Source organism: Streptomyces sp. GD-15H (assembly GCF_045291515.1).
Classification (GTDB): Bacteria; Actinomycetota; Actinomycetes; order Streptomycetales; family Streptomycetaceae; genus Streptomyces.
Window position 1 is genome coordinate 5,079,072 of sequence record NZ_CP149447.1, and the last position, 22,453, is coordinate 5,101,524.

Genomic DNA, 22,453 nt, shown 5'->3' on the forward strand with positions numbered 1-22,453 from the left:
AGGATGACCACCGCACACGGCGTTACCGCCGCACGATCGGCGGAGATCGCGACCGCCCACGCCCGGCTGCGGGCGGACGCGGCCGCGCTGGACGACGCGGCGTGCCGCGAGTCGACCGAACTGCCCGGCTGGACCCGGGGCCATGTCCTCACCCACCTCGGCGACCTCGCCCGCGCCTTCGCCCGGCAGGCCCGCTACGCACTCGACGGCCGCACCGTCGAGGTCTACGACGGCGGCCGCCCCGGTCGTGCCGCGGCCATCGAGCAGGGCGCCGGCCTGGCCGCCGAGCTGAAGGAGGCACTGGAGGACGGGCTCACGCAGCTGGAGGAGGCGTGGGCCCGGCTGGGCGCCGACGACTGGAGCCTGCGCTGCGCCTACCGCGACTCCGATCTGCTGGCCACCCAGCTGTGCTGGTGGCGTGAGGTGCACATCCATCACGTCGACCTCGGCACCGGCTACCGGCCGGAGGAGTGGGGCGACGCCCTCGGCGAGCACCTCGTTGGCTACCTCCTGCCCCGGCTGCCGGCGGACCGCACCACGGTGCTGCTGTCCTCCGACACGGACCGCCGCTGGGAGTACGGCGCGGGCGCCCCGACCACGGTCCACGGCGGGCAGAACACCCTGGCGGCGTGGCTCACCGGGCGCTCCGCCGCCCAGCTTCCCAAGGCCTACGGGGCCACCGACTCACTGCCGGATCTGGGCCCCTGGCCCTGACCGGACCCGCCCCCCGCACCCCGCGGGGGCCGGGACCCCACGCACGATCGAAGGAGACGACAGGCATGGCAGCACGGACACAGACGCTCAGCGGTGACACCGGTCTGGTGCTGCCCGAGTTCGACACCCCGCCGCAGGACCCGCACCCGCTGATGCGTGCCTGGCTGGATTCGGCGGTGGCGCGCGAGGTCCGCGAGCCGTACGCGGCGGTGCTGGCCACCGCCGACCCGTCGGGCAGGGCGTCGAGCCGGGTGCTGCTGGTGAAGGAGATCGACGACCGGGGACTGCTCTTCACCAGCTTCCGGGGCAGCCGCAAGGGCCGGAACCTGGCCGAGACGCCCTGGGCCTCGCTCACCTTCTACTGGCGTGAGACGCTCCAACAGCTCACCGTGCAGGGCCCGGTGGAGGTCCTCACCGGTGAGGAGTCCGACGAACTGTTCGCCCGCAGGCCGTTGGCCGCGCAGGCGACCACGGCGGTCTCCCGGCAGAGCCGCCCCCTCGGGGACGAGACCGAGCTCAAGGCCCGGGCGAAGGCCCTGGTGGACGCGGGCGACCCGGTCGCGCGTCCGGACGAGTGGTCCGGTTACCGGCTCGTGCCGCAGGCCATCGAGTTCTGGTACGGCAGCCCCGACCGGCTGCACCGCCGGCTGCGCTACGACCGCGCCGCCGACACCGCCGACTGGACGCACCAGCGGCTCCAGCCATAAGGCGCCGGTCGCACCCGACCGAACAGGAACGACCTTGGAGAGACCCATGCACGCTACCGAGCCGCTCCGGGCGGTGGCCGAGGATCTGGTCGCCGGGATACGACGGCACCGACCACCGGACTGCGTCGGCACCTCGGGCGCCGTCCAGGCCTGGTACCGCACCAGCGGACGGTTCGCCGAGGGACGGGTCAGCGACATCAGCGTCCAGCGAGGTGAGGGCACGTCCGCCAGGTACGTGCTGCGCGACGGCTTCCGGCACCGCTCGGTGTCGGGGCTCGACCCGTGCGCAGCCGTTCTCGACGGGAACGGCGGCCCTGCCCGGGCGGGCGTCGGCCGAGCCGCCGGGAGCCGCCCCGGCCCGGAATGGATGGACATCCCCGCTGTCCTGTCCGCGCTGGGCGAACTGGAGCAGTCGGCCCGGGACTTCGACCCGGCCGTCTCCCAGGTCGTCATCGACTTCGACCTGAGCGAGCAGGACATGGTCCTCGCCCAGGACGACCGGATGTACGACGAGCGCCGACTGCTCAGCTACCTCACGGTCCGGGTCATCGCCCGCAGGGGCGGCCGGGTGTCCACCGGCTTCTACACCCCCGGTGTGAGCGGCACCGTGGACGGCATCGACGCCGGGGCCGCCGGCACCGAGGTGGCCCGGCGCGCGGTGACCGGCCTCGACGCCCGTCCCGCCCCGGTGGGCCACCTCCCGCTCGTGGTGGCCGGTGGACGCGGCATGGTCCTGCTGCACGAGGCCTGCTGCCACCCGCTGGAGGGCGACGAGGTGCTGCGCGGCTCCGTCTACGCCGGACGGCTCGGCGAGACCGTCGCCTCGCCGCTGGTCACCATCACGGACGACCCCACGGTCCCCGGGGCGGTCGGCTCCTACGGTCATGACGACGAGGGCTTCCCCGGAACACCGACGACCCTCATCGAGAACGGCGTCCTCAAGAACTACCTGACCGACCATGAGTCGGCGACCCGGCTCGGGCTGGCTCCCAGCGGCAACGGCCGGTGCACCACCGTGCTGCAGCCGCCGCAGCCCCGGATGACCAACACCTGCCTCGAGGCCGGCACGTCCGGCGTCGAGGACATCATCTCCGGCACCGAGTTCGGGATCTTCGCGCAACACGTCGGCGGCGGCGAAGTCATCGAGTCCACAGGCGAGTTCACCTTCCGTGTGACCAATGGCTTCCTGATCGAGAACGGCCGGATCACAGACCCCGTCGAGGAAACCACCATCACAGGAACGGGAACGCAGATGCTCAGGGACATCGACGCGATAGCCGACGACCCGGTCGTCGGGGCGGCCAGGTGCGGCAAGTTCGGCCAGTGGGTGCCGGTCGGCGTGGTCGGCCCCACCCTGCGCGTCCGTTCCCTCCTCGTCGGCGGTACCCAGCGATGAGCGAGGCGTCCGACTTCCTGAACGCACAGGCCGCACAGCGGGGCGCCGACTCCGAGGTGTGGGAGAACGCCCAGGAGACCGACGAACTGGTCTGCCGGGACGGCATGGTGGAACGCCGCACGGCCACCGCCGCCACGGCCACCGCCCTCACCGTCTGGAAGGACGGCGGCGAGGGATACGCCGTGCACATCCCCGGCGGAGCCGATGCCTCCCTCGTCGACACCGCCCTCGCGGTCGGACGCGCGCTGGGCCCCGCCGGTGCCCCGCCCGCCCGCCCCGCCACGCCGGCCGCCGGGCCGGACCCGCTCGCGGACCCGCGGCTCGACGAGACCGTGGCCCGGCGCCTCGCCAAGCTCACCGCGGGCCACGCCGACGTGAACGTCGAACTGCGGGCCAGGGCCGACCGGTCCCGGGTCCTGCTGCACCGCGCCGGCTGTGCGCCGCTGAGCCACGTGACGGGCACCTTCCAGTTGCAGGCACGCGTCACCGCCAAGGGCAGGCGCGTCGGCTTCATCGCCCACCAGATGTTCGGGCGGTCGGTGGACGCCGTACTCGAGGACGTCGAAGGCACCGAGCTGGACGAACTGACGGCCCTCGCCCGCGTGCTCGCCTCCGCGCCCGTGCCCCGGCTCAGCCACGACGACGTCCTCGTCGACGGGCGGGTCCTGGCGAAGCTGTTCATGCTCGCCGTTCCCGCCTTCCAGAGGGACTCCGTCCTGGAGGGCCGCTCGGTGCTGGCCGACCGCGTCGGTGAGCGAATAGGCACCCCGGGCCTGTCCCTCGTGGACGACCCCACGGCGGCCGACAGCCCGCTGCCCGTGCCCTGGGACGACGAAGGCACCGCATGCCGCCCCACCACGCTGATCGAGGACGGTGTGCTGCGCGGCTTCCTCAGCTCGCGCCGCACCGCCGCGGCCGCGGGAGCGGTGAGCACCGGGTCCGGCCGCCGCGGGCCCTCCGGCGAGATGCCCACCGTGCAGCCCGGCTTCCTGGCGTTGCGCCCCGCCACCCTGATGGGGGGCGCCCCGCTCGCCGGCCGTACCCTGCTGAAGGTCGTGCAGGCGAACGGCGCCCACACTTCGAACGCCATCACCGGTGACTTCTCCATCGGCGCCAACGCGGTCCTCGTCACCCCCGACGGCACTCCGCACAACGCCGGCAACATCACCGTCGCCGGCAACGTGTTCGATCTGCTCGGTCGGATCGACGGCCATGACGGGCTGCCGCGGCTCAACCGCAGCCACACCTCCTTCATCGCGACCCCCGGCGTCTGGACGTCCAGTCTCACGATCGGGCGGTAGCCGAACCATGTCACTGCTGAAGCACGCGGACTTCAGGCTCTTCTGGGCTGCCCAGACGGTCAGTACCGTCGGCGCCAACATGAGCCGGGTCGCCCTCCCGCTGCTGGCCGCGACGACACTGGCCGCGACCCCGTTCGAGATGGGCGTGCTCCAGGCGGCGCAGACGATCGCCTTCCTGCTCGTCGGCCTGCCGGCGGGCACGCTGGTCGACCGGAAGCGCCGCCGGCCCATCCTCATCACCTGCGACCTGCTGCGCGCCCTCTTCCTGGCGTGCCTGGTCGTGGGGTTCGCCCTGGAGCGGGTCGACTTCACCGGCCTCATGGCCGCGAGCCTGGCGATCGGCTTCGCCACCGCCTTCTACGAGATCGCGTACCAGTCGTACATCCCGGCCGTGGTCGGCCGGGAGCGCCTCGTCGAGGGCAACGCCCGGCTGGAGAGCACCAACGCCGCCGCCCGGCTCGCCGGACCCACGCTCGGCGGCTCCCTCGTCCAGCTGCTGGGTGCCGCGCTCGCCGTCTCCGCCCAGGTCGTGAGCCACCTGGCGTCGGCGTTCCTGCTGTCCCGGATGCGCACCGTCGAGGAGACACCAGCCCGCGGGGACCGGCGTCGGATGACCGCCGAGATCGCGAGCGGTCTGCGGTTCGTGCTCCAGCAGCCGGTGTTCCGGGCCATCACCGGCTCCGCGGCCACGTACAACTTCTTCTACGCGGTCATGATGCCGCTGGTGATGCTGCTGCTCGTCGAGGAGTTGGGGCTGTCCGGGACCACCGTCGGGGTCCTGATGGCGGTCAGCGGACTCGGCGGCATCCTCGGCGCGGCGGCGGCCGGCCGGCTCGCCGCCCGGTTCGGCCAGGTGCGCGTGATGTGGCTGGCGTATCTGCTGACCGTGCCGACCACGCTCCTCATCCCGCTGGCGCACGGCGGGTGGGGGATCACCCTGTTCGCCGTCCCCTGGTTCACCGTCAGCTTCGGCATCGTCGTCTACAACGTCGGCCAGGTCAGCATCCGGCAGGCCCTGTGCCCGCCGGACATGCTGGGGCGGATGAACGCCAGCGTGCGGTTCATCGTCTGGGGCATCCTCTCGCTCGGCTCGCTCACCGGCGGTGTCCTCGGTGAATGGATCGGACTGCGCGGCGGCCTGTTCGTCGCGGGCGCCGGTATGACCGCGGGAGTCCTGTGGCTGCTCCTGTCCCGGCTGGTCCGGATGCGCGACCTGCCCGCCGAGGAGCCGCCGACGCCGCAGGACGCGGCCGCCTCCCCCTCCGAGACCTCGAAGTGACCGCCCCCCGAAGGGCCTGATCAAGGAGCATTCCCATGTCCGATCGGCAGCCAGCCCGTTATGTGGTCTTCGTCGAGTCCCCTCTGACCGGCGCGGGCCAGGACTGTGCGCGGTTCCTGCTGGAGCAGGGCGTGACCCCCGTCGTCGTGTCCGCCAAGCCCGAGGCCATGGCGCCGTCGCTCCTCCGCGACTACGCCGAGCTGGGCGTCGCGATCCGTGCCTGCGACACCCATGACGTCGACGCCGTCGTCGCGGCCTGCCGGGAGATCGCCGCGGACGGCGAACTCGTCGGAGTCACCTCGGTGTACGAGTACTACTGCGACATGGGCGCCGAGGCGGCGGCCCGGCTGGGACTGGCCGGCCCGGACCCGGCGGCTGTGGCCGCCTGCCGTTCCAAGGCGTCCATGCGGGCCGCCATGGACGCGACGCCCGGCCTCAACCCGCCGTTCCGGGTGTGCTCCTCGGCGGACGAGGCCGTCGCGGCCGCGGCCGCGATCGGCCTGCCCGTGGTGGTCAAGCCGCTGGACCTCACCGGCAGCCTGTGGGTGCGCCGGTGTGAGACGGCCGAGGAGGTCGACGCGATCACCCGGGAGATCATGGGGATCGGCGCGTACCTCGGCCAGGAGGTGGCCCCCCGGGTGGTCGTGGAGGAGTGTGTGCTCGGCGCCGAGTACTCCGCGGAGGTCATGCACGGCAAGGTGCTCGGCCTCAGCGAGAAGATCTGCAGCGAGCCCCCGCTCTTCCTGGAGATGGGCCACATCTTCCCCGCGGCCCTCCCGGGCGACCGGGAGCGCCTGCTCGTCGAGAAGGCCGAGCAGGCCGTCAAGGCCATCGGGGTGACCTGGGGCCCCGCCCATGTCGAGCTCAAGCTGACCGCCGACGGCAAGGACGCCCGGGTGATCGAGGTCAACGGGCGGATCGCCGGCGACCGGATCCCCGAAATCGTGCGGATCGCGAGCGGCGTCGACATGTGCCGCCTTCACATGACCGCCCTGCTCGGCGGCACCCCCGACCTGAGCGCCGACTGTGACCGCACTGCCGCCGTCCACTTCCTGATGTCGGCGCCGCTCGGCCGCCTCGATGCCATCGACGGCGTCGCCGAGGCCGAGGCCTCGGAGGGCGTGCACGAGGTGCACATGCGCCCTGGGGTGCAGCCCGGCATGGTCTACCGGGCCAACGGGTCGAACCGTGACCGTGCCGCCTGGATCATCGCAGAGGGCGCCGACCGTGACGAGGCCCTCGAGCGCGCCGTGGCGGCGGGCGAGAAGCTGGTCTTCACCTGGTCTCCCGTCGACGAGTCCGAGGCCCGGGACTAGCCGTCATGCCGACCACCCCCGAGCACCGCACGGTGCTTTTCACGGCGGGCGAGGGCCGCCGGGCCCCGCTCACCTGGAGCCAGCAGTACTACCTGGCGGAGACGGACTTCGCCCGGCCCCTGGGGCGCGGGCTCGCCCTCAGGCGGCTCTACGAGCTGCGGGCCGGCGTGGGCGAGCAGGACGTGGCGGCCGCCCTGCGCGACCTGCTGCACCGCTTCGAGGGCCTGCGCAGCACCGTGGTCCGCGACGCGGCGGGTGCCGCGCAGCGCGTTCACGCGGCGGGCACCGTGCGTTTCGCCGTCCACGACGCGGACGGGGCTCGGGGAACGGCAGACACGGCGACCGCCGTCATGGACGAGCTGGCCGCGACGCCGTTCGACGTCACCGAGGAGTGGCCGGTGCGCGCGGCGCTGGTCCGCCGCGCGGGCCGGGCCCGCTTCCTGGCCCTGGTGTTCAGCCATGTCGCCGTGGACGCGTTCGCCCTGTTGCCGGTCACCGACCACCTCGTCTCCACCGTCGCCGTACGCCACCCCGAGTGGCCCGCCGCCCGGAGTCGGGAGGTGGGACGCCAGCCCCACGAGCAGGCCGCCGCCGAGGCGGGTGAGCCCGCCCGCCGCTCGGCGGACCGCACGCTCCGCCGGGCGGCCCAAATCTTCCGCACCATGCCGGAGGCCCCCGCCGCCCGGTGCGGCGGGGGCCCTCGGCATGGTGCGGAAGACCGGTTCCGGTTCCTGTCGCGGTCCTCGCCCGCGCTGGACCTCGCGGCGGGCGCCGTCTCGCTCCGTACGGGGGAGAGCGTCGCCACCGTGCTCGCCGCGGCCATGGTCGCGGTCGACGCCCACCTCGCGGACAGCCCGACGGGGTTTCTGCAGATGCTCTCCGCCAACAGGTCCCGGCCCGAGACCGTCAACGCCGTCGTGCCCTGCTCGCAGCCCGTGCCGTTGTGCGTGCCGGTGAGGGGCTCCTCCTTCCCGGAACTGGCCCGCGCCACGGCCTCGGCCGTCCTGGGCGCGCTGCGCTTCGGTTCGTATCCACCGGACCGGCTGGCCGAGGTGCACCGGGCCGTCGAGCAGGAGCGGGGCGTCCGCCTGGACATCACCCCCACGCTCAACTACCGGCCCCGGGCCGGGGCGTTGCCATGTCGCGAGGTGACGGCGGCGGAGCTCGGGCGGTCGGCGGTGGGCGCCCGCACCCGCTGGATCCCCAGCGATCTGGTGTGGCAGTCCACCCGCTATCTGAGCGCCGACGTGAGCGAGTCCGGTATCCGGCTGGTGCTTCAGGTGGACACCCGCGTGCACGCCCCCGCCTGGGCCGAGCGCTGGATGGCGGCACTGGAGCGGCTGCTGTGCGCGGCGGCCACCCGGGAGGTGGCCGCCGACGAGCTGGTGCACGTGGTGAAGCAGTCGGAGCCGACGAGTCAGGAGTCGTGATGTCACTGAGCGGTACGGAACGGACCGTGGTGCTGGTCGGCGCGGGCGGTATGGCGGAGGGCTATCTCCGTGCGGCGCAGCGCATGGGCCTCGGGGTGGGACTGGTGGAGACCGTCGAGCGGCACGCGGAACTGGCGCCCCGGTTTCCGTGCATCGTCGACTTCGAGCCGGTCGAGGGCGTCCCGGCCCGGGACGAGGCGTGGCTGCCCCCGGGGATGACGCTGGCGGGACGGCTGGCCCCGGACGCGGTGCTGGGGTTCGCCGAGCCGCACGTGCTCGCGGCGGCGATGCTCCAGCACCGGCTCGGCGTCCCGGGTCCGGGCCTCGACGCCGCCACGGTCTCCCGCAACAAGGCACTCCAGCGCGGTGAGTTCCGGCGCGCGAGCCTGCCGCAGCCCGACCACCGCCACACGGTGCGGCTGTCCGACGCGTCCGAGTGGGCGCTGGACCGGCTGCCCGTGGTGGTCAAGCCCGTGTCCCTCCAGGGCAGCGTGGGTGTCGAGCGGATCGACACCCCCGGTCAGTGGCGGGACGCGGTGCGCCGCCGCGACGACGAGGGCCCGCTGCTCGTCGAGAGTTATGTCGAGGGGCCGGAGTACAGCATCGAGGCGCTGGTCCGGGACGGGAAGGTGCTGTTCACCAACCTCACCCGCAAGGAGACCACCGGCGCCCCGTTCTTCGTCGAGCTGTTCCACGAGGCCGGCCACGGGGCGCGGCGGCCGGCGCTGCGCGAGGCGGCCGACGAACTGTGCCACGGCGTGGTGGAGACCCTGCGTGTCGTCACCGGGATCGTGCACCTGGAGTTCAGGGCCCGTGCCGACGACGACCTCGTGATCATGGAGGTCGCGGTGCGGACTCCGGGTGACCACATCCTGGAGATCGTCTCCCTGGCCCACGGCTTCGACGTGTACGGGGCCGTCCTGCGGATGGCCCTGGGCGAGGAGCCGGAACTGCCGTCGGCGGGACAGGAGCCGACCCGGTCGGCGGGCAGCCTGTTCCTCGGCGCGGACCGGACCGGAGTTCTCACGTCCCTCGACCTGACGGACTGGGCGGGCCGTTCGGGGGTGGTCCGTCACGCTGCCCGGCTGGCGCCCGGCGCGGCCGTGCGCCCCGCCGAAAATTCCGGGGACCGACTGGCGTACGCCGTGCTCGACTGCCCGGGACCGGCCGAACTGACCCTCTTGACAGAGCAGTTGCGGGCATCCGCCCGTGTGGAGATCACTGAGGACGCGCCCGCCTGAGCCGCGCCCGCGCCCAACCGCCCGACGGAACCCCAGCACGCACAGGACGAGGAACACATGTCAGCAGAGCGAGTCTTGATCATCGGCGGCCGGATCGACAATGTGCGCAAGGCCGTGGAGCAGGGGCTCGGGGTCGTGTACCTCCAGCAGCCCGGACAGTTCACCCCCGAGCACGCGTCTCTCGTCGACGCGGCCTTCCTCGTCGACTTCGCCGACTGGTCGGTGGTCGAGCCGGTCGTCACGGCCGCCCACAAGGCCTACGGCTTCAGTCGCGTGGCCACCACCGGTGAGGCGGGCGTGGAGGTCGCCGGGCGGATCAACGACCTGCTGGGCCTCGGCGGCGTCTCGTACGACGTCGCCAAACTGCTTCGCGACAAGCTGAGCATGCGCGAGCACCTCGCGCGGGTGGGGGCCACCACGGTGTCGGCGGCCGAGGTCACCGACCGGGCGGCGCTGGAGGCGTTCGGCGCAGCCCATGGCTACCCGTTCATCGTCAAGCCGGTCGACGGCATCGCGAGCCTCGGCATCCAGCTGGTGCGGGGGCCGGAGGAGGTCGCCGCCGCCTGGGAGCGCATCGTCGAACTGCGCGGCTCCGACCACCAGTTCGTCCGGTTCTTCCCGATGGACCGCTTCGTCGCCGAAAGTTACGTCCAGGGGCCCGAGTTCAGCGTCGAGGCGTTCACGTTCGAGGGCCGCCATGTGATCGTGGCCCTCACCGAGAAGCTGACGCACGGCAATTTCGTCGAGGCGGGGCATGTGATCCCGGCGCGGATCGACGCGGCCGACGAGCGCGCCATCGAGGCGGCGGTCGTGGAGTTCCTGGACGCCGTGGGCGTGGTGCACGGGCCCACCCACACCGAACTGCGCCTCTCCCCGGACGGGCCGCGGGTGATCGAGTCACACAACCGGCCGGGCGGGGACCGCATCAGGGACCTGGTGGAGGCGGCGTACGGATTCGACATGGAGGCCTACACGGTCGCCTGGCCCTGCGACGGCCTGCCGGCTCCGACCGAGCGGCCCGCGCTGCTGCGGGCGGCGGCGACCCGCTTCCTGACCGCCGAGCCGGGGGTGGTCTCGCGGACGGAGGGTGCCGAGGAGGCCCGCGCGCTCGAGGGGGTCCTGGACGTGGACCTCTCGGTCTCCGTCGGGGACGAGGTGGGGGCACTCAGGTCCAGCTGGGACCGGATCGGCCAGGTGATCGCGGTCGGTGGCGACGCGGACGCGGCCCTGGCCGTCTGCGAGGAGGCGTGCGCCAGGATGGTCGTCCTCACCGAGGGTTGACTGCGGGTGCGAGGTGCTTGACAGTGCGTGTACAGGAAATGTCTCACCGCGCACCGCCCTGCCCCTTCCCCGCGAGGCCCGGATGATGAGGTCGGCAAGGCTCGCGCGCCCATGAGGGCGCATTCTTGCCAAAGTTTGTCAATTCATTGCCGAACCTTCACCCCCTGGCCTAATGTTCGAGCTGACCGCGCGACCCGAGGTCCGGGCCGTGCCGTGAGGCCGGGTCGCAGTCGGACGCGGAATCGGGACTATGGATGTCAAGGAGCCGGATCGTGAAGATCGCAAAGCTTGTCAAGATCGCCGCCGGGGGGCTGGCCGTCCTCGCCCTGTCCGTGGGTCTTTCGCTCGAAGCCGGCGTCACGTCCGGGCACTCCGTCGAGGTGGCCGCCGACGGCCGGTCCGGCTCGGTCACGGCGATCGACTGGCCGTAGGTATCGCCTTCGGGCCGTCGCAACCCGCTTGTTCACCCGGTTGATTGCCGCCGGTAAGTCAAGAATTGCCAAGTCGTCGATGGAGTGAAGTCATAATGGGCTAGTCTTTCGAGCCTCGGACCCTGGCCGGGCCCACTCGGTCCGACCAGGGAGAGTGCATCATGGGTTCCGCGCAGAGGTGAAAGTTGCTTGAGCAGCCAGCGTTCGGTCGGCGTCTACGCCAGCTGAGGCAGCAGCGCGGAAAGTCCCAGGTCGAGTTGACGGGCCCTGGAATGTCCGCCACCTACCTGTCACGTCTGGAGTCCGGCAGCCGCCGGCCCACGGAGCGTTCGGTCGCCTACCTCGCCGAACGCCTCGGTGTTCCGGCGGAGAGCTTCGCGCAGCAGCCCGAGGACAGCCTGACCGACGCGGTGGCCTCCGTCGCCGCGCTCTCGGACCGGGAACTCGGCGCGGAGGCCGCGAGCATCCTGGTCGAGGCCCTGGCGGCCGCCGACGACGCGGACCCCCTCATGCGCTGGCATGCGCTCGCTCAACTCGCCCGGTGCCAAGAGGCACTCGGCGACTTCTCCGGTCAGCGGGAAGCTCTGGAGCGACTCAACGAGCTGAGCGACGAGCTGGACCGGCCGGCCCTCCAGGTGCGGGCGCGACTGCCCTTGGCCCGCTGCGCCCGGAACCTCGGCGACGCGAAGGCGGCACGCACCGCCGTGCGTCAGGTGCTGGCCACCAGTGAGGAGCACGGCGTACGGGTCCCGGCCTCCGATCTCGTACGCAGCAAACTCGTCCTGGCGTCCGCGGAGGCGGAGCTCGGCGACCTCGCCGAGGCCGCCCGCATCGTCGACGAGCTCCGCGATGCGCCGGAAGGCGCCGGGGGCGCCCTGTGCGCGGAGGTGCTGTGGACCGCGGCCACCGTCAGCTCCCGTCAGGGAAATCACGCCCGTGCTTTCGCCTTCCTGCTCGACGCGCTGGGTGCCCTCGACAGCCGCGACGACCTCCTCCTGTGGATCAGGCTGCGGCTGGCCGCCGCCTCGCTGTCCATGCAGTCGGTGCCGCTCCGGCTCGCCGAAGCCGAGTCCTTCCTCGACAGCGTCGAGCCGCTGGTGAAGGTCACCGGCCCGCTCCGGCACTGGCACGAACTGCTCTTCCTCAAAGCCAAGCTCGCCTACCACCAGGGCGACCTCGATCGTGCCGCGGAACTCACGGTCCAGGCCGAGGGGGGCGTCCAACTGCTCACCTACCGCGACCAGATGCGTTTCAAGGTCCTGTGCGGAGTCCTCGACCTGAAGGCCGGCGACCAGGACGCGAGCCGTCGGCTCCGGGAACTCGCCGCCGAGGTGGAGACCGTCAACATGCCGGATCTCGCAGCCGAGGTCTGGCGCACAGTGGCCGAAGGCTCGCTGTAGCCGGGTCCTCACGGGGGGCGTGCGCCCGGACTTCCCACCGCCCACCGGTGCTCGCCCGGGTTCAGGAGCGGGTGATCCGTACTCGGTACTCCGGCGCTTCCGAGCCCGAGCCGGAGTCCGAGTCCGGGGTGGTTGACTCCAGGACCGTGACGCGGATTCCCGCCTTGCGGTCGATGAAGGTCTCGCCGGGGGTGAAGGCGGCGTCGGAGAGTTCCGCGTGGACGTTGGGGCTGCGGGTGCAGCCGCCGCTTTCGCGGCGGGAGTCGTAGACCGTGATGGGGCCCATGCCGGTGTCGACGTCCGCGTCGACCTTGTAGATGAGGATGCCGGGGCGGCACACCGCCTCGTCGTTGCCGGCCCGGGTGCGGAACTCGACGGCGTAGCCGGAGCGGGTGTCCAGCGGGAGGAAGACGAGTTTCGGACCGCCCGACTCGGCCAGCGGCGTCAGGGTGTACTCACTGGTGCCCGTGTCCGCCGCACAGTGCACCTGCGGCGCGTCCAGCCAGCCCAGTTTCCACTTGTGCCAGCCGAGCAGGTCGTTGTTGGCGCCCCAGTCCTCGCTCATGATGTCCCAGTGGCCCACGGCGCCGCCGCCCTCGGCCGTGTAGAGGTCGGGCAGGCCGAAGACGTGGCCGTTCTCGTGGGGGAGGACGCGGTAACCCGTGCGGTCCAGGGAGCCGGATCCGTCGTCCTGGCGGGAGTAGACGAACGACGCGTTGGCGACGGGTACGCCGTCCGCGGTCGGGGCCTCCGCGTTGTCCGCGAAGGTCACCGACAGGACCGTGTCCAGGGCGGAGGGCCCCGCGTTCGGGGTCACCAGTATGTTCACCAGGTCGTACGCACCGAAGTCCACCTTCGGGTCCGCCTCCGCCACGAGGTCCCGGACCAGATCACGGTAGCCGGGGTCGAAGGGGGCACCGCGCTCTATGCCGTAGTCCCGAAACGACTTGGGCATCCGCAGCCAGCCGGGGATCGGCACCTCGGGGCGGTAGTCGAGGCGGCCGTACGAACTGGTCCGGAACCACTCCTGCGTCTGCGGGAAGAACTCCCTGTAGCGGGCGAGGGCATCGCCCTCGCCGGGGGCGTCCGAGAAGTCGACCATGAGGGTGAGGGCGCGGACGGTGCCGGTGGAGCGGGTGTAGCCGCCGTCCGTGGGGATGCCCTCCGACATCTGCACCTCGCGGGCGCTGCTGATCATGCACGGGCCGTGTGCGGAGGAGAGGGGCAGGGCGCTGGGGCCGGCGCCGGGGGCCGCGGTGTACGGGGAGAGGTGACCGTTGCCGGCCGAGGGGACGGCGGCGAGGATCAACGCGGTCACGGACGCCAGGGCGGCCAGCCGGCGCGGGGGTATCCGGCCGCTGGTCGGCTGCGACTGCATGCGGGGACCTCCGCTCCACGCGGCAGCCGCCGGTCTCCGGCTGCACCCTTCCGATCACCCTCCGTCGGGGGGTGTGCGGGCGCGCGCTGGAGGGTCCGATCGTGCGGTTTCCGGGCCGGTGGGGGGGTGGCGACGAACGCCCGTCAAGCGTGACGCAGGTCATCACACCGAGAGATTCCGGAGTGGTGGACAAGCGGGGACCGCTTCCCCGTTTGGACCTGTGTTCGCGCGAAGCGGGGAGTTCTTCCCCGGATCGCGAGAGTGAGCAGGACGGCGGCAGGCAGAACGACAGGAGTGCCTCGTGCAGACCGCCCCTTCCGTGTCGCGCAAGGTGTCCCGGCCCCGTGCCGACGCCCTGCGCAACCGGGAGCGGATCGTCACCGCAGCCCGGGAGGCGTGCGTCGAGTTCGGCCCCGATGTGCCGTTCGACGGCATCGCTCGCCGGGCCGGCGTGGGCAATACCACGGTGTACCGCAACTTCCCCGACCTCGACGCGCTGGTGCGCGAGGTCGTGTGCGCCGTGATGGTCCGTACGGCGGAGGCGGCCGAGCGCGCGCTCGCCGAGACCGGGGATGCCGTCGAGGCGCTGGAGCGTTTCGCGCACACCGCCGCCGATGAGCGGATCAGCGCGTGGTGCCCGATGATCGACGGCACCTTCGACCGGAACCCCCCGACCTGGGGGCCGCGCGGGTACGTGCCGAGACGCTCGTCGCACAGATCACGGACCGCGCCGAGGCGGCAGGTCGGCTCCGTGCCGACGTGGACTTCGGTGACCTGCTGGTCGGTGTCGCCCGGCTCAGCCTGCCGCCGGCCGGTACGGGGTGCGTCCACGCCGACCGGTTCGTCCACCGTCATCTCCAGCCGTTCCCGGACGGGATGCGGGCCCCCGCCCGCAGCGTCCTGCCGGGCGCGGTGGTGACCGTGGAGGACCTGGGCACGCGCTGAGCGCTCCCTGACCATGGACGCGGTCACCGAGTCACCCGTACGGAGGAGGAGGGGACGCCTCGTCCGTACGGCTCCCAAGACCCGCCCCGGCTCCCGCGCTCAGCGGAGCCAGGGCAGGTCCGCCCCCGCTTCGCTGGGCTGAAGTCCCTCGGCGACGATCTCCATGATCTCGCCGAGGGACTTCTGCTGTTCGGGGTGAGCCGGTCGAGGAGCGCCTGCCGTACGGCGTTCACGTGACCGGGTGCGTGCCGGCGCAGCACCTCGAAGCCCTCGTCCGTCAGTACGGCGAACTGGCCGCGCTTGTCGGAGGGGCAGTCCTCGCGGCGTACCCAGCCGTTCTTCTCCAGGCGGGCCACGGCGTGCGAGAGCCGGGAGCGGGTGATCTTCGCCAGCATCGCCAGCTCGGTCATCCGCAGCCGCCGCCGCGGTGCCTCGGCGAGTTTGACCAGCAGGCTGTAGTAGAGGTGCGGCATGCCCGCATCCCGCTGGAGCTGGCGGTCGAGATGGTCCTCCAGGAGGGTGCTGGCCTCGATGTACGAGCGCCAGACGCGCTGTTCCTCGTCGTTGAGCCAGCGTGGTTCGTCGGTGCGTGCCGGGCCGGGGGCCGACCCCGGGACCGATGCGGAGGTGGGTGCCGTCGTCATGTACTCCACTGTACGACCCCTCTGCTTGAAGGTTAAACAAAATTACGGTAGGGTCTGGGGCAGAGGTTGATATTTCAAGTAAAAAACGATGACAGATCGTGACAGCTGATGACGGATCTGCACCGATCACCGGAAGGAGTCGCAGCCATGACCGCCGCCACTCAGGAACGCATGCCCGCCCTGTACCTCAGCCACGGCGCCCCGCCGCTGGCCGACGACCCCGTCTGGCCCGGTCAGCTGGCCGCCTGGTCCGCCGAACTGCCCCGCCCGAAGGCGATCCTCGTCGTCTCCGCCCACTGGGAGGAGGCTCCGCTCGCCCTCGGCGCCACCGAGACGGTCCCCCTCGTCTATGACTTCTGGGGCTTCCCCGAGCACTACTACCAGGTGACCTACGGTGCCCCCGGCGCTCCCGCGCTCGCCGAATCCGTACGCAAGCTGCTGCGCGCCCCCGGCACTCCCGTGCAGGACGTTCCCGACCGGGGACTGGACCACGGCGCCTACGTCCCGCTGGTCGAGATGTTCCCCGGGGCCGACATCCCGGTGCTCCAGGTCTCCATGCCGACCCTGGACCCGGTGAAGCTCATGGACATCGGGCGGAAGCTCGCGCCGCTGCGTGACGAGGGCGTGCTGATCATCGGTTCCGGGTTCTTCACCCACAACCTGGCCGCGCTGCGGCAGGGCGGCATCCCCAGGTGGTCGACGGAGTTCGACGACTGGGGGAACCGGGCCCTGGAGGCCGGTGACGTGGACGGGCTGCTCGACTTCACCCGCAAGTCCCCGGCGGGCATGCTCGCCCACCCGCGCACCGAGCACTTCGCACCGCTCTTCGTGACCATGGGCGCCGCGGACGCCGCCGGCGACCTGGACACGCAGAAGTCGGTGATCGACGGGTTCTGGCTGGGGCTGGCGAAGCGATCGGTCCAGTTCGGCTGAGGGTTGCGTGGCGGGTGGCCGGAGCGCCTGGCGCCCGCCGCCCGGCACCGGACGGGCCCTGCAGCCCCTTCTCGTACCAGGCCACGTCCCCGTCAGCGGCCGAACTCGCGGCCCACCTCGCTACGTGCCCGTGCGCCGGAAGCCGAGGCGCTCGTGCAATCGCCTGGAGGCCTCGCCCGGCCGGGCGAGGCCCGCGTGGGCGCGGTGCAGGTCCTCGCCCGCCAGGGCCTCGAACAGGGCCGTGCGGAGCAGGGTGCCGATCCCGCGGCGGCCGGCGCCCGGGCGAGGTGGGCCGTCGTCTCCACCGACGTCGCGTAGGCGGGCTTCGCCCGGAACGGGCTGGGGGTGGCGTAGCCCGGAACCCGCCCGGGGCCCGAAGCCGTCGCCTCCGCGGAGGTGACGGCCGAGTCCGTGGCAACCATCGGACGGTACGGGCCGTCTACGGAGTGGGAGAGCAACCAGGGGCGGCGTTCCTCCTGAGTGAGGACCGCGGTGTCGAATGTGATTGCCGTCTCGCGCACGTAGTGGTCGCGCAGCTCCGTGAGCGGTGTCAGATCATCCTCGGCCCCCGGCCTGACCTGGGCATTTGCATAAGGCGACGGCATCCGTGCCCCCTGTGGCCCGACAGGGTACTGCAAGATCAGAAAATTCGGGGGAGGGTTGGGAATTCTGTCCGGATTCCAGTCGTTGTTTCCCACAGATGCCGGGCACCCGAGCAGAGTCCGATGAGACCGAGAAGCAGACCTGACCGTACGTGCCGAGTATCCGCAGGAACCACCCGCTGACCTCATCATCGTAAGGGAGCAAGCATGGCAACCCGTGCCGTCGCCCGTCGTAAGTCCGCCTCCGGCGAGACGGCCGACTCGGCAAGCAGTGTTCGCGCCCATCACGGCGAGATAGCCGACCGCGACCTGGTCGGGATGTACCTCGACGAGATCGCGCGCACGCCGCTGCTCGACGCCGCCAAGGAAGTCGAGCTGTCCCAGATCATCGAAGCGGGTGTGTTCGCGCGGCAGATCCTCGACGGCACCGAGGAGAACACGGTGGGGGCCACCACCGAGGAGCTCCAGGCGCTGTACGACGCGAGTGAGCGGGCCAAGGACGTCTTCATCCGATCCAACCTGCGTCTGGTCGTCGCGGTCGCCCGCCGCTACCCCCGCAGCGGTCTGCCGCTGCTGGACCTGATTCAGGAGGGCAACGCCGGCCTGGTGCGCGCGGTCGAGAAGTTCGACTACCGCAAGGGCTTCAAGTTCTCCACCTACGCCACCTGGTGGATCCGTCAGGCCATCACGCGGTCGATCGCCGACCAGTCCCGCACCATCCGCCTGCCCGTCCACCTGGTGGAGGAGCTGGGCCGGATCCGGCGTGTGCAGCGCGAGTTCAACCGCGAGCACGGCCGGGACCCCGAGCCCACGGAGATCGCCGCCGAGCTCGGCTCCACCCCGGAGCGTGTGACGGACGTGCTCGACTGGGCCCGCGACCCGGTCTCGCTGAACATGTCGGTGGACGACGAGGGCGAGACCCAGTTCGGTGACCTGCTGGAGGACACGTCGGCGGTGTCGCCGGAGCAGTCGGTGATGACGCTGCTGCGCAGCGAGGAACTGGACGACCTCATAGGCCGCCTCGACCAGCGCACGGCCTCCATCATCAAGATGCGGTACGGCATCGAGGACGGCCGGGAGCGCACGCTGACCGAGGTCGGCAAGCAGCACGGCCTGACCCGCGAGCGCATCCGCCAGATCGAGAAGCACGCGCTGCTGGAACTGAAGAAGCTGGCCCGCGACACCGGGTTCGACGCGGCGGCGTAATGCCGGTACGGCGCCGGAACAGGAAACCGCTGTGACGTCGCCGTGATTGCCGGGTGGTGAAAGACGGCGCAAACCTGACGCCGTGATACCGCTTCAACCCCCTGGGCCCAGGGAACAAGAAGGCAAAGCCCGGGAGTTCGGTTCTCGAGGTCTCGGCCTCCTGGACCTTCTGAGCCACGTCCCGTCGCACCACCCCCCCCCCGGCGCCGGGACTTCCCGAGCCGGGTTCGGCGCCCTCCCCCCGGGTGCCGAACCCGGCTTTCTCCCCTCCCCACGGGGACCCACCGGACGGACAGGAAAGCGGGTCACCCCGAACCTGAACCCCGGGGTGGCCCGCCAGATGGCAGATTGTGCCACATGGGCATAGCCTGCTGGGCGTGAGCAGCACCACCCCCATGCCTCCGACGCCTCCCGCGGCGTCCCCGGCGTCGCAGACCCCGCCGGCTCCGCGGGCCTCGCTGACCGAGCGGCGCAAAGCCGAGACCCGTATGGAGATCGCCCGTGCGGCCGCCGGTCTCTTCGTCCGCGAGGGCCTGCGGGCCACCCGTGCCGAGGACATCGCCCAGGCGGCGGGCATCGCCCCGCGCACCTTCTACCGGTACTTCGCCGCCAAGGAAGAGGCCATCGCCCCCCTCTACGAGGCCGGGGCCCAGCGCTGGGTGGAGGCGGTGCGGACGGCGCCGCCCGGAACATCCGTGCCGCAAGCGCTGGAGGACGCCGCGCGGCACACGCTGACGCCGGGTGTCGGGGTGTCGGCGGCCTCCTGGGCGTGGGTGCGCACCCTGATCCGACTGGCACACGCCAACCCGTCCCTGCGTCGGGTGTGGGCGGAGGTGTGCCAGACGTCGGAGCGTGCGCTGGCGGAGGCGCTGGCGTCGCGGCTGCTGGATGGCGGGTCGGGGGAGGGCGAGGTGACAGAAGGCCAACTTCCGTACGACAACGTTGCCGTGGAGACGCGACTGCGCTTCGCCGCCGCCGTCGCCAGTGCCGCCGTACGCACGGCGACGGAGGGCTGGGCGGCGGGAGACGCCCCCGCCGAGGGCCCGCGAGGGCCGGCCGAACTGGCCCTGGCCAACCTCGCGGTGCTACGAGACTTCCCCTGGGACGACCTGACGGCGCGGTCCTGACGGCTATGCCCTGACGGCGCCGGTCAGGTCTGACGGCGCCGGTCGGGCCTGACGGCGCCGGTCGGGCCTGACGGCGCCGGTCGGGCCGCGACCACCCGTGAAGTCTGCACGTCCTGCCCCCGCGGCCCTCCCTTCACCGCTCTGCCGCGGCCCTCGTCATCCGCGCCCCCAATCTCCGTACGCTCTCCACCAGTTCCGCGGGTTCCTGCACCGTGAAGTCGTAGCCGAGCATGGCCAGGCGTACCGCCATCCAGTCCTCGGGGTCGCCCACCGCCGTGCGCAGCCGGCAGCTTCGCTCGTCCAGCGGCTCGGGTGTGCCCAGCCGGCCCGGCAGCCGTGCCGCGACGTCCTCGGCCGGTGCGGCGAAGGTGACGACGAGGTCGTACGACTCCTGCGCACGGTGCATGGACTGCCGCAGGTACTCCGCCGCGCTCCCGGTCGGCAGCTCACGCGGCGTGCACCTCGCCCCGGTCGCGAAGGGCTCGCTCACCCGGTCGACGCGGAACGTGCGCCAGTCGGCGCGGTCGAGGTCGTACGCCACGAGGTACCAGCGCCGCCCGGTCGGCACCAGCCGGTACGGCTCCGTCATGCGCCGGGGCTCGGTGCCGTCGGCCGCCCGGTAGGCGAACCGCAGCCGTTCGCGCCCGGCCACCGTGGCGGCCATGACGGTCAGCGTCTCGGGTGCGATGGTCGGACCGTCCCCGCTGATCAGCGGGGTGGTGGCGGCCTGGAGCGTGGTGACCCGGTGGCGCAGCCTGCTGGGCAGCACCTGTTCCAGCTTGATCAGCGCCCGTACGGAGGCCTCCTTTACGCCTTCGAGGGCTTGCCCGGCGCCGGCACGCAGTCCGACCGCGATGGCCACCGCCTCCTCGTCGTCGAGCACCAGCGGGGGCATCGCCTTGCCCGCGACCAGCCGGTAGCCGCCGTCCGAGCCCAGCGTCGCCTGCACCGGACAGCCGATGTCGCGCAGCCGGTCGATGTCCCGGTGGATCGTGCGGCGGGACACCCCGAGACGGTCGGCGAGTTCGCCGCCGGGCCATTCGCGGGGCGTCTGGAGGAGGGAGAGGAGCTGGAGGAGCCGGGCGGGGGTGTCCGTCGTCATCGGGTCGTCTCCCTCGCGTGGGTGTACGTGTCCGCCGTCGTCATGGGTGCGAGCCTGCCGCAGAACCAGGACACGACCTGACCTGTCTCGGTGATCCACACCCGTGCCGCAATCAGAGAACGGACACAAACAGAAATCTGTTCATGCCCGCTTGGGCCCATTACTGTTTACTTTTCGGACATCTCGGCGTAGCCTTCGAAGGGAAACCACGCATTCGGGCATGGTCGGAGGTGAGTGGGCATGTACGCAGCGGAGCGTCAGCAGGAGATCCTGCGGCTCGCCCGTGAGGGCGGCCGGGTGGATGTGGTCTCGCTGGCCGAGCGTTTCCAGGTGACGGCGGAGACGATCCGCCGGGACCTGAAGTCCCTCGATCGCGCGGGCCTGGTCCGCAGGGTGCACGGTGGGGCCATCCCCGCCGGGCGCCTCGACTTCGAGCCGGACCTCGCCGAGCGTGAGACGACCGCCGCCGACGAGAAGAACCGCATCGCCAAGACCGCCCTCGCGGAACTCCCGAACGAGGGCACGGTGATCGTCGACGCCGGTTCGACGGTGGCGTTGGTCGCCGGCGCCCTGCCGATGGACCTCTCGCTCACCGTCGTCACCCACAGTCTGCCCATCGCGGCCCGCCTCGCCGACCACCCCGGCATCCAGCTGCATCTGGTCGGCGGCCGCGTGCGGCACCGTACGCGTGCCGCCGTGGACGCCTGGGCGCTGCGTGCGTACGGCGAGATCCGCGCGGACGTGCTGTTCGTCGCGGCCAACGGCTACTCCGTCGAACACGGTCTGACCACCCCCGACCTCGCCGAGGCCGCGGTGAAGCGCGCGGCGATGGCGGCCGCCCGTCGCGTGGTGCTGCTCGCCGACTCCTCCAAGCACGGCCAGGAGCACTTCGCCCGCTTCGGCGGCATGACCGACGTGGACCTGCTGATCACCGACAGCGGGCTGAGCCCCGAAGACGCCCTCGCGATCGAGCGCGGCGGCACGGAAGTAGTGCGTGCATGATCCTCACCGTCACCCCCAACCCGTCCCTGGACCGTACGTACGAGGTCCCCGCGCTGGACCGCGGCGAGGTCATCCGGGCCACCGGCGAACGCGTGGACCCGGGGGGCAAGGGAGTCAACGTCTCCCGCGCCGTCGCCGCGGCCAGCGGCGCACCGTGGCCGTGCTGCCCTTGGGCGGCGCGCCGGGCGCCCTGATCGCCGAACTGCTGGACGCGCAGGGCATCGAGGTCGCACCGGTTCCGGTGGCCGGTGCCACCCGCTCCAACATCGCGCTCGCCGAGGCGGACGGCGTCCTGACGAAGATCAACGCGCCCGGTCCGGAACTGACGGCGGACGAACAGGAGTCGCTCCTGGAGACGGTCCGCCTGCAGTCGCGGGGCGCCGACTGGATCGCTTGCTGCGGCAGCCTTCCGCGCGGCCTGGAGCCCTCCTGGTACGCCGAGCTGGTCGCGCGGACGCACGCCTCCGGAGTGCGCATCGCCCTGGACACCTCCGGGCCCGCGCTGGCCGCGGCGCTGCGCGAGCGGCCCGACGTGGTGAAACCGAACGCCGAGGAACTCGCCGAGGCCGTCGGCCGCCCCCTGGCCACCGTCGGCGACGCGGTGAAGGCGGCAGAGGAGCTGCGCGAGAGGGGCGCCCGCGCCGTGCTCGCCAGCCTGGGCGCCGACGGGCAGGTGCTCGTCGACGAGAACGGCGCCTGGTTCGGCACCGCCCGGGTGGACGTCGTCCGCAGCAACGTGGGCGCGGGTGACTCCTCGCTCGCCGGCTTCCTCATCGCCGGCGGGCACGGACCGGAGGCGCTCGCCTCGGCGCTCGCCCACGGAGCGGCGGCCGTCCAGACACCCGGCAGCGTGATGCCCACGCCGGGCGACCTGAACCCGGCCGCGGTGACGATCACGGCAACGGTGCCGGTGGACCGCGTACTGAAGGAGCCGACGTCATGAACGTCCCTGTCGCCCGCGCCGCGCGTACTGCCTGTACCGCGCACACCGCCTCTGCCGCCTCGAGCACCGGCCCTG

18 protein-coding genes and 3 pseudogenes are annotated in these 22,453 nt (G+C 72.0%); 17 read left to right on the plus strand and 4 right to left on the minus strand.

Going from position 1 to position 22,453, the window contains the following annotated elements; genetic code table 11:
* Nucleotides 1–3 precede the first annotated feature (3 nt).
* The 11 genes from WJ438_RS24195 (at nt 4) to WJ438_RS24245 (ending at nt 12,496) form a co-directional block, all read left to right on the plus strand.
* A complete protein-coding gene (locus tag WJ438_RS24195; protein WP_406727103.1) occupies nt 4–714 on the plus strand; it encodes a maleylpyruvate isomerase family mycothiol-dependent enzyme in 711 nt (236 codons plus the stop codon).
* Between the two features lie 65 nt (nt 715–779).
* Nucleotides 780–1,421 carry a phenazine biosynthesis FMN-dependent oxidase PhzG gene (gene phzG / locus WJ438_RS24200; RefSeq protein ID WP_406727104.1) on the plus strand — a complete coding sequence of 214 codons (642 nt, stop codon included), beginning with the start codon at nt 780–782 and terminating at the stop codon, nt 1,419–1,421.
* Between the two features lie 46 nt (nt 1,422–1,467).
* Nucleotides 1,468–2,817, plus strand: a complete 1,350-nt coding sequence (locus WJ438_RS24205; protein ID WP_406727105.1) for a TldD/PmbA family protein — start codon at nt 1,468–1,470, stop codon at nt 2,815–2,817.
* Entirely contained in the window at nt 2,814–4,118 is a 1,305-nt protein-coding gene (locus WJ438_RS24210; RefSeq protein ID WP_406727106.1) for a metallopeptidase TldD-related protein, read from the plus strand. Before WJ438_RS24205 ends, WJ438_RS24210 begins: the two co-directional genes overlap by 4 nt.
* 7 nt (nt 4,119–4,125) lie before the next feature.
* Nucleotides 4,126–5,397, plus strand: coding sequence for an MFS transporter (locus WJ438_RS24215; protein WP_406727107.1), 1,272 nt, complete (start codon nt 4,126–4,128; stop codon nt 5,395–5,397).
* Nucleotides 5,398–5,432: 35 nt separating this feature from the next.
* Nucleotides 5,433–6,713, plus strand: coding sequence for an ATP-grasp domain-containing protein (locus tag WJ438_RS24220; RefSeq protein WP_406727108.1), 1,281 nt, complete (start codon nt 5,433–5,435; stop codon nt 6,711–6,713).
* 5 nt (nt 6,714–6,718) lie between these two features.
* Nucleotides 6,719–8,143: a hypothetical protein gene (locus WJ438_RS24225; protein WP_406727109.1), complete on the plus strand. Its 1,425-nt coding sequence runs from the start codon at nt 6,719–6,721 to the stop codon at nt 8,141–8,143.
* Complete coding sequence (locus WJ438_RS24230) at nt 8,143–9,384, plus strand: ATP-grasp domain-containing protein (RefSeq protein WP_406727110.1); 1,242 nt, start codon at nt 8,143–8,145, stop codon at nt 9,382–9,384. Before WJ438_RS24225 ends, WJ438_RS24230 begins: the two co-directional genes overlap by 1 nt.
* Before the next feature lie 57 nt (nt 9,385–9,441).
* The gene (locus WJ438_RS24235; RefSeq protein ID WP_406727111.1) at nt 9,442–10,665 is read left to right on the plus strand and encodes an ATP-grasp domain-containing protein; all 1,224 of its coding nucleotides are present in this window, start codon (nt 9,442–9,444) and stop codon (nt 10,663–10,665) included.
* A gap of 272 nt (nt 10,666–10,937) precedes the next feature.
* Complete coding sequence (locus WJ438_RS24240) at nt 10,938–11,096, plus strand: hypothetical protein (protein WP_406727113.1); 159 nt, start codon at nt 10,938–10,940, stop codon at nt 11,094–11,096.
* Nucleotides 11,097–11,281: 185 nt separating this feature from the next.
* Nucleotides 11,282–12,496 carry a helix-turn-helix domain-containing protein gene (locus WJ438_RS24245; protein ID WP_406727114.1) on the plus strand — a complete coding sequence of 405 codons (1,215 nt, stop codon included), beginning with the start codon at nt 11,282–11,284 and terminating at the stop codon, nt 12,494–12,496.
* A gap of 61 nt (nt 12,497–12,557) precedes the next feature.
* Here the strand turns inward: WJ438_RS24245 and WJ438_RS24250 are convergent, their stop codons facing one another.
* Nucleotides 12,558–13,874 carry a M6 family metalloprotease domain-containing protein gene (locus tag WJ438_RS24250; RefSeq protein WP_406727115.1) on the minus strand — a complete coding sequence of 439 codons (1,317 nt, stop codon included), beginning with the start codon at nt 13,872–13,874 and terminating at the stop codon, nt 12,558–12,560.
* Between the two features lie 301 nt (nt 13,875–14,175).
* Between WJ438_RS24250 and WJ438_RS24255 the strand changes: the two are divergent.
* Nucleotides 14,176–14,819: pseudogene (locus tag WJ438_RS24255) on the plus strand (TetR/AcrR family transcriptional regulator).
* A 99-nt stretch (nt 14,820–14,918) separates the two neighbouring features.
* Here WJ438_RS24255 and WJ438_RS24260 read toward each other — a convergent pair.
* A pseudogene (locus WJ438_RS24260) lies at nt 14,919–15,463 on the minus strand (MarR family winged helix-turn-helix transcriptional regulator).
* Between the two features lie 147 nt (nt 15,464–15,610).
* On the opposite strand from WJ438_RS24260, the gene WJ438_RS24265 reads away from it, so the two are divergent.
* Complete coding sequence (locus WJ438_RS24265) at nt 15,611–16,396, plus strand: dioxygenase (protein WP_406727116.1); 786 nt, start codon at nt 15,611–15,613, stop codon at nt 16,394–16,396.
* Between the two features lie 61 nt (nt 16,397–16,457).
* On the opposite strand, the pseudogene WJ438_RS24270 reads toward WJ438_RS24265, so the two are convergent.
* Nucleotides 16,458–17,001, minus strand: a pseudogene (locus WJ438_RS24270) (N-acetyltransferase family protein); the annotation flags it as partial.
* A 204-nt stretch (nt 17,002–17,205) separates the two neighbouring features.
* On the opposite strand from WJ438_RS24270, the gene WJ438_RS24275 reads away from it, so the two are divergent.
* On the plus strand, nt 17,206–18,204 hold the full coding sequence (locus WJ438_RS24275) for an RNA polymerase sigma factor RpoD/SigA (RefSeq protein ID WP_406727117.1): 999 nt from the start codon (nt 17,206–17,208) through the stop codon (nt 18,202–18,204).
* A gap of 377 nt (nt 18,205–18,581) precedes the next feature.
* Nucleotides 18,582–19,331: a TetR/AcrR family transcriptional regulator gene (locus WJ438_RS24280; protein WP_406727118.1), complete on the plus strand. Its 750-nt coding sequence runs from the start codon at nt 18,582–18,584 to the stop codon at nt 19,329–19,331.
* A gap of 133 nt (nt 19,332–19,464) precedes the next feature.
* Here the strand turns inward: WJ438_RS24280 and WJ438_RS24285 are convergent, their stop codons facing one another.
* Nucleotides 19,465–20,433 carry a helix-turn-helix transcriptional regulator gene (locus WJ438_RS24285; RefSeq protein ID WP_406727119.1) on the minus strand — a complete coding sequence of 323 codons (969 nt, stop codon included), beginning with the start codon at nt 20,431–20,433 and terminating at the stop codon, nt 19,465–19,467.
* 240 nt (nt 20,434–20,673) lie between these two features.
* Here WJ438_RS24285 and WJ438_RS24290 point away from each other — a divergent pair, with 240 nt between their 5' ends.
* Together WJ438_RS24290 and WJ438_RS24295 are read left to right on the plus strand one after the other, a co-directional pair.
* The gene (locus WJ438_RS24290; protein WP_406727120.1) at nt 20,674–21,435 is read left to right on the plus strand and encodes a DeoR/GlpR family DNA-binding transcription regulator; all 762 of its coding nucleotides are present in this window, start codon (nt 20,674–20,676) and stop codon (nt 21,433–21,435) included.
* Nucleotides 21,428–22,378: a 1-phosphofructokinase gene (locus WJ438_RS24295; RefSeq protein ID WP_406727121.1), complete on the plus strand. Its 951-nt coding sequence runs from the start codon at nt 21,428–21,430 to the stop codon at nt 22,376–22,378. The genes WJ438_RS24290 and WJ438_RS24295 overlap by 8 nt, the downstream gene beginning before the upstream one ends.
* Nucleotides 22,379–22,453 lie beyond the last annotated feature (75 nt).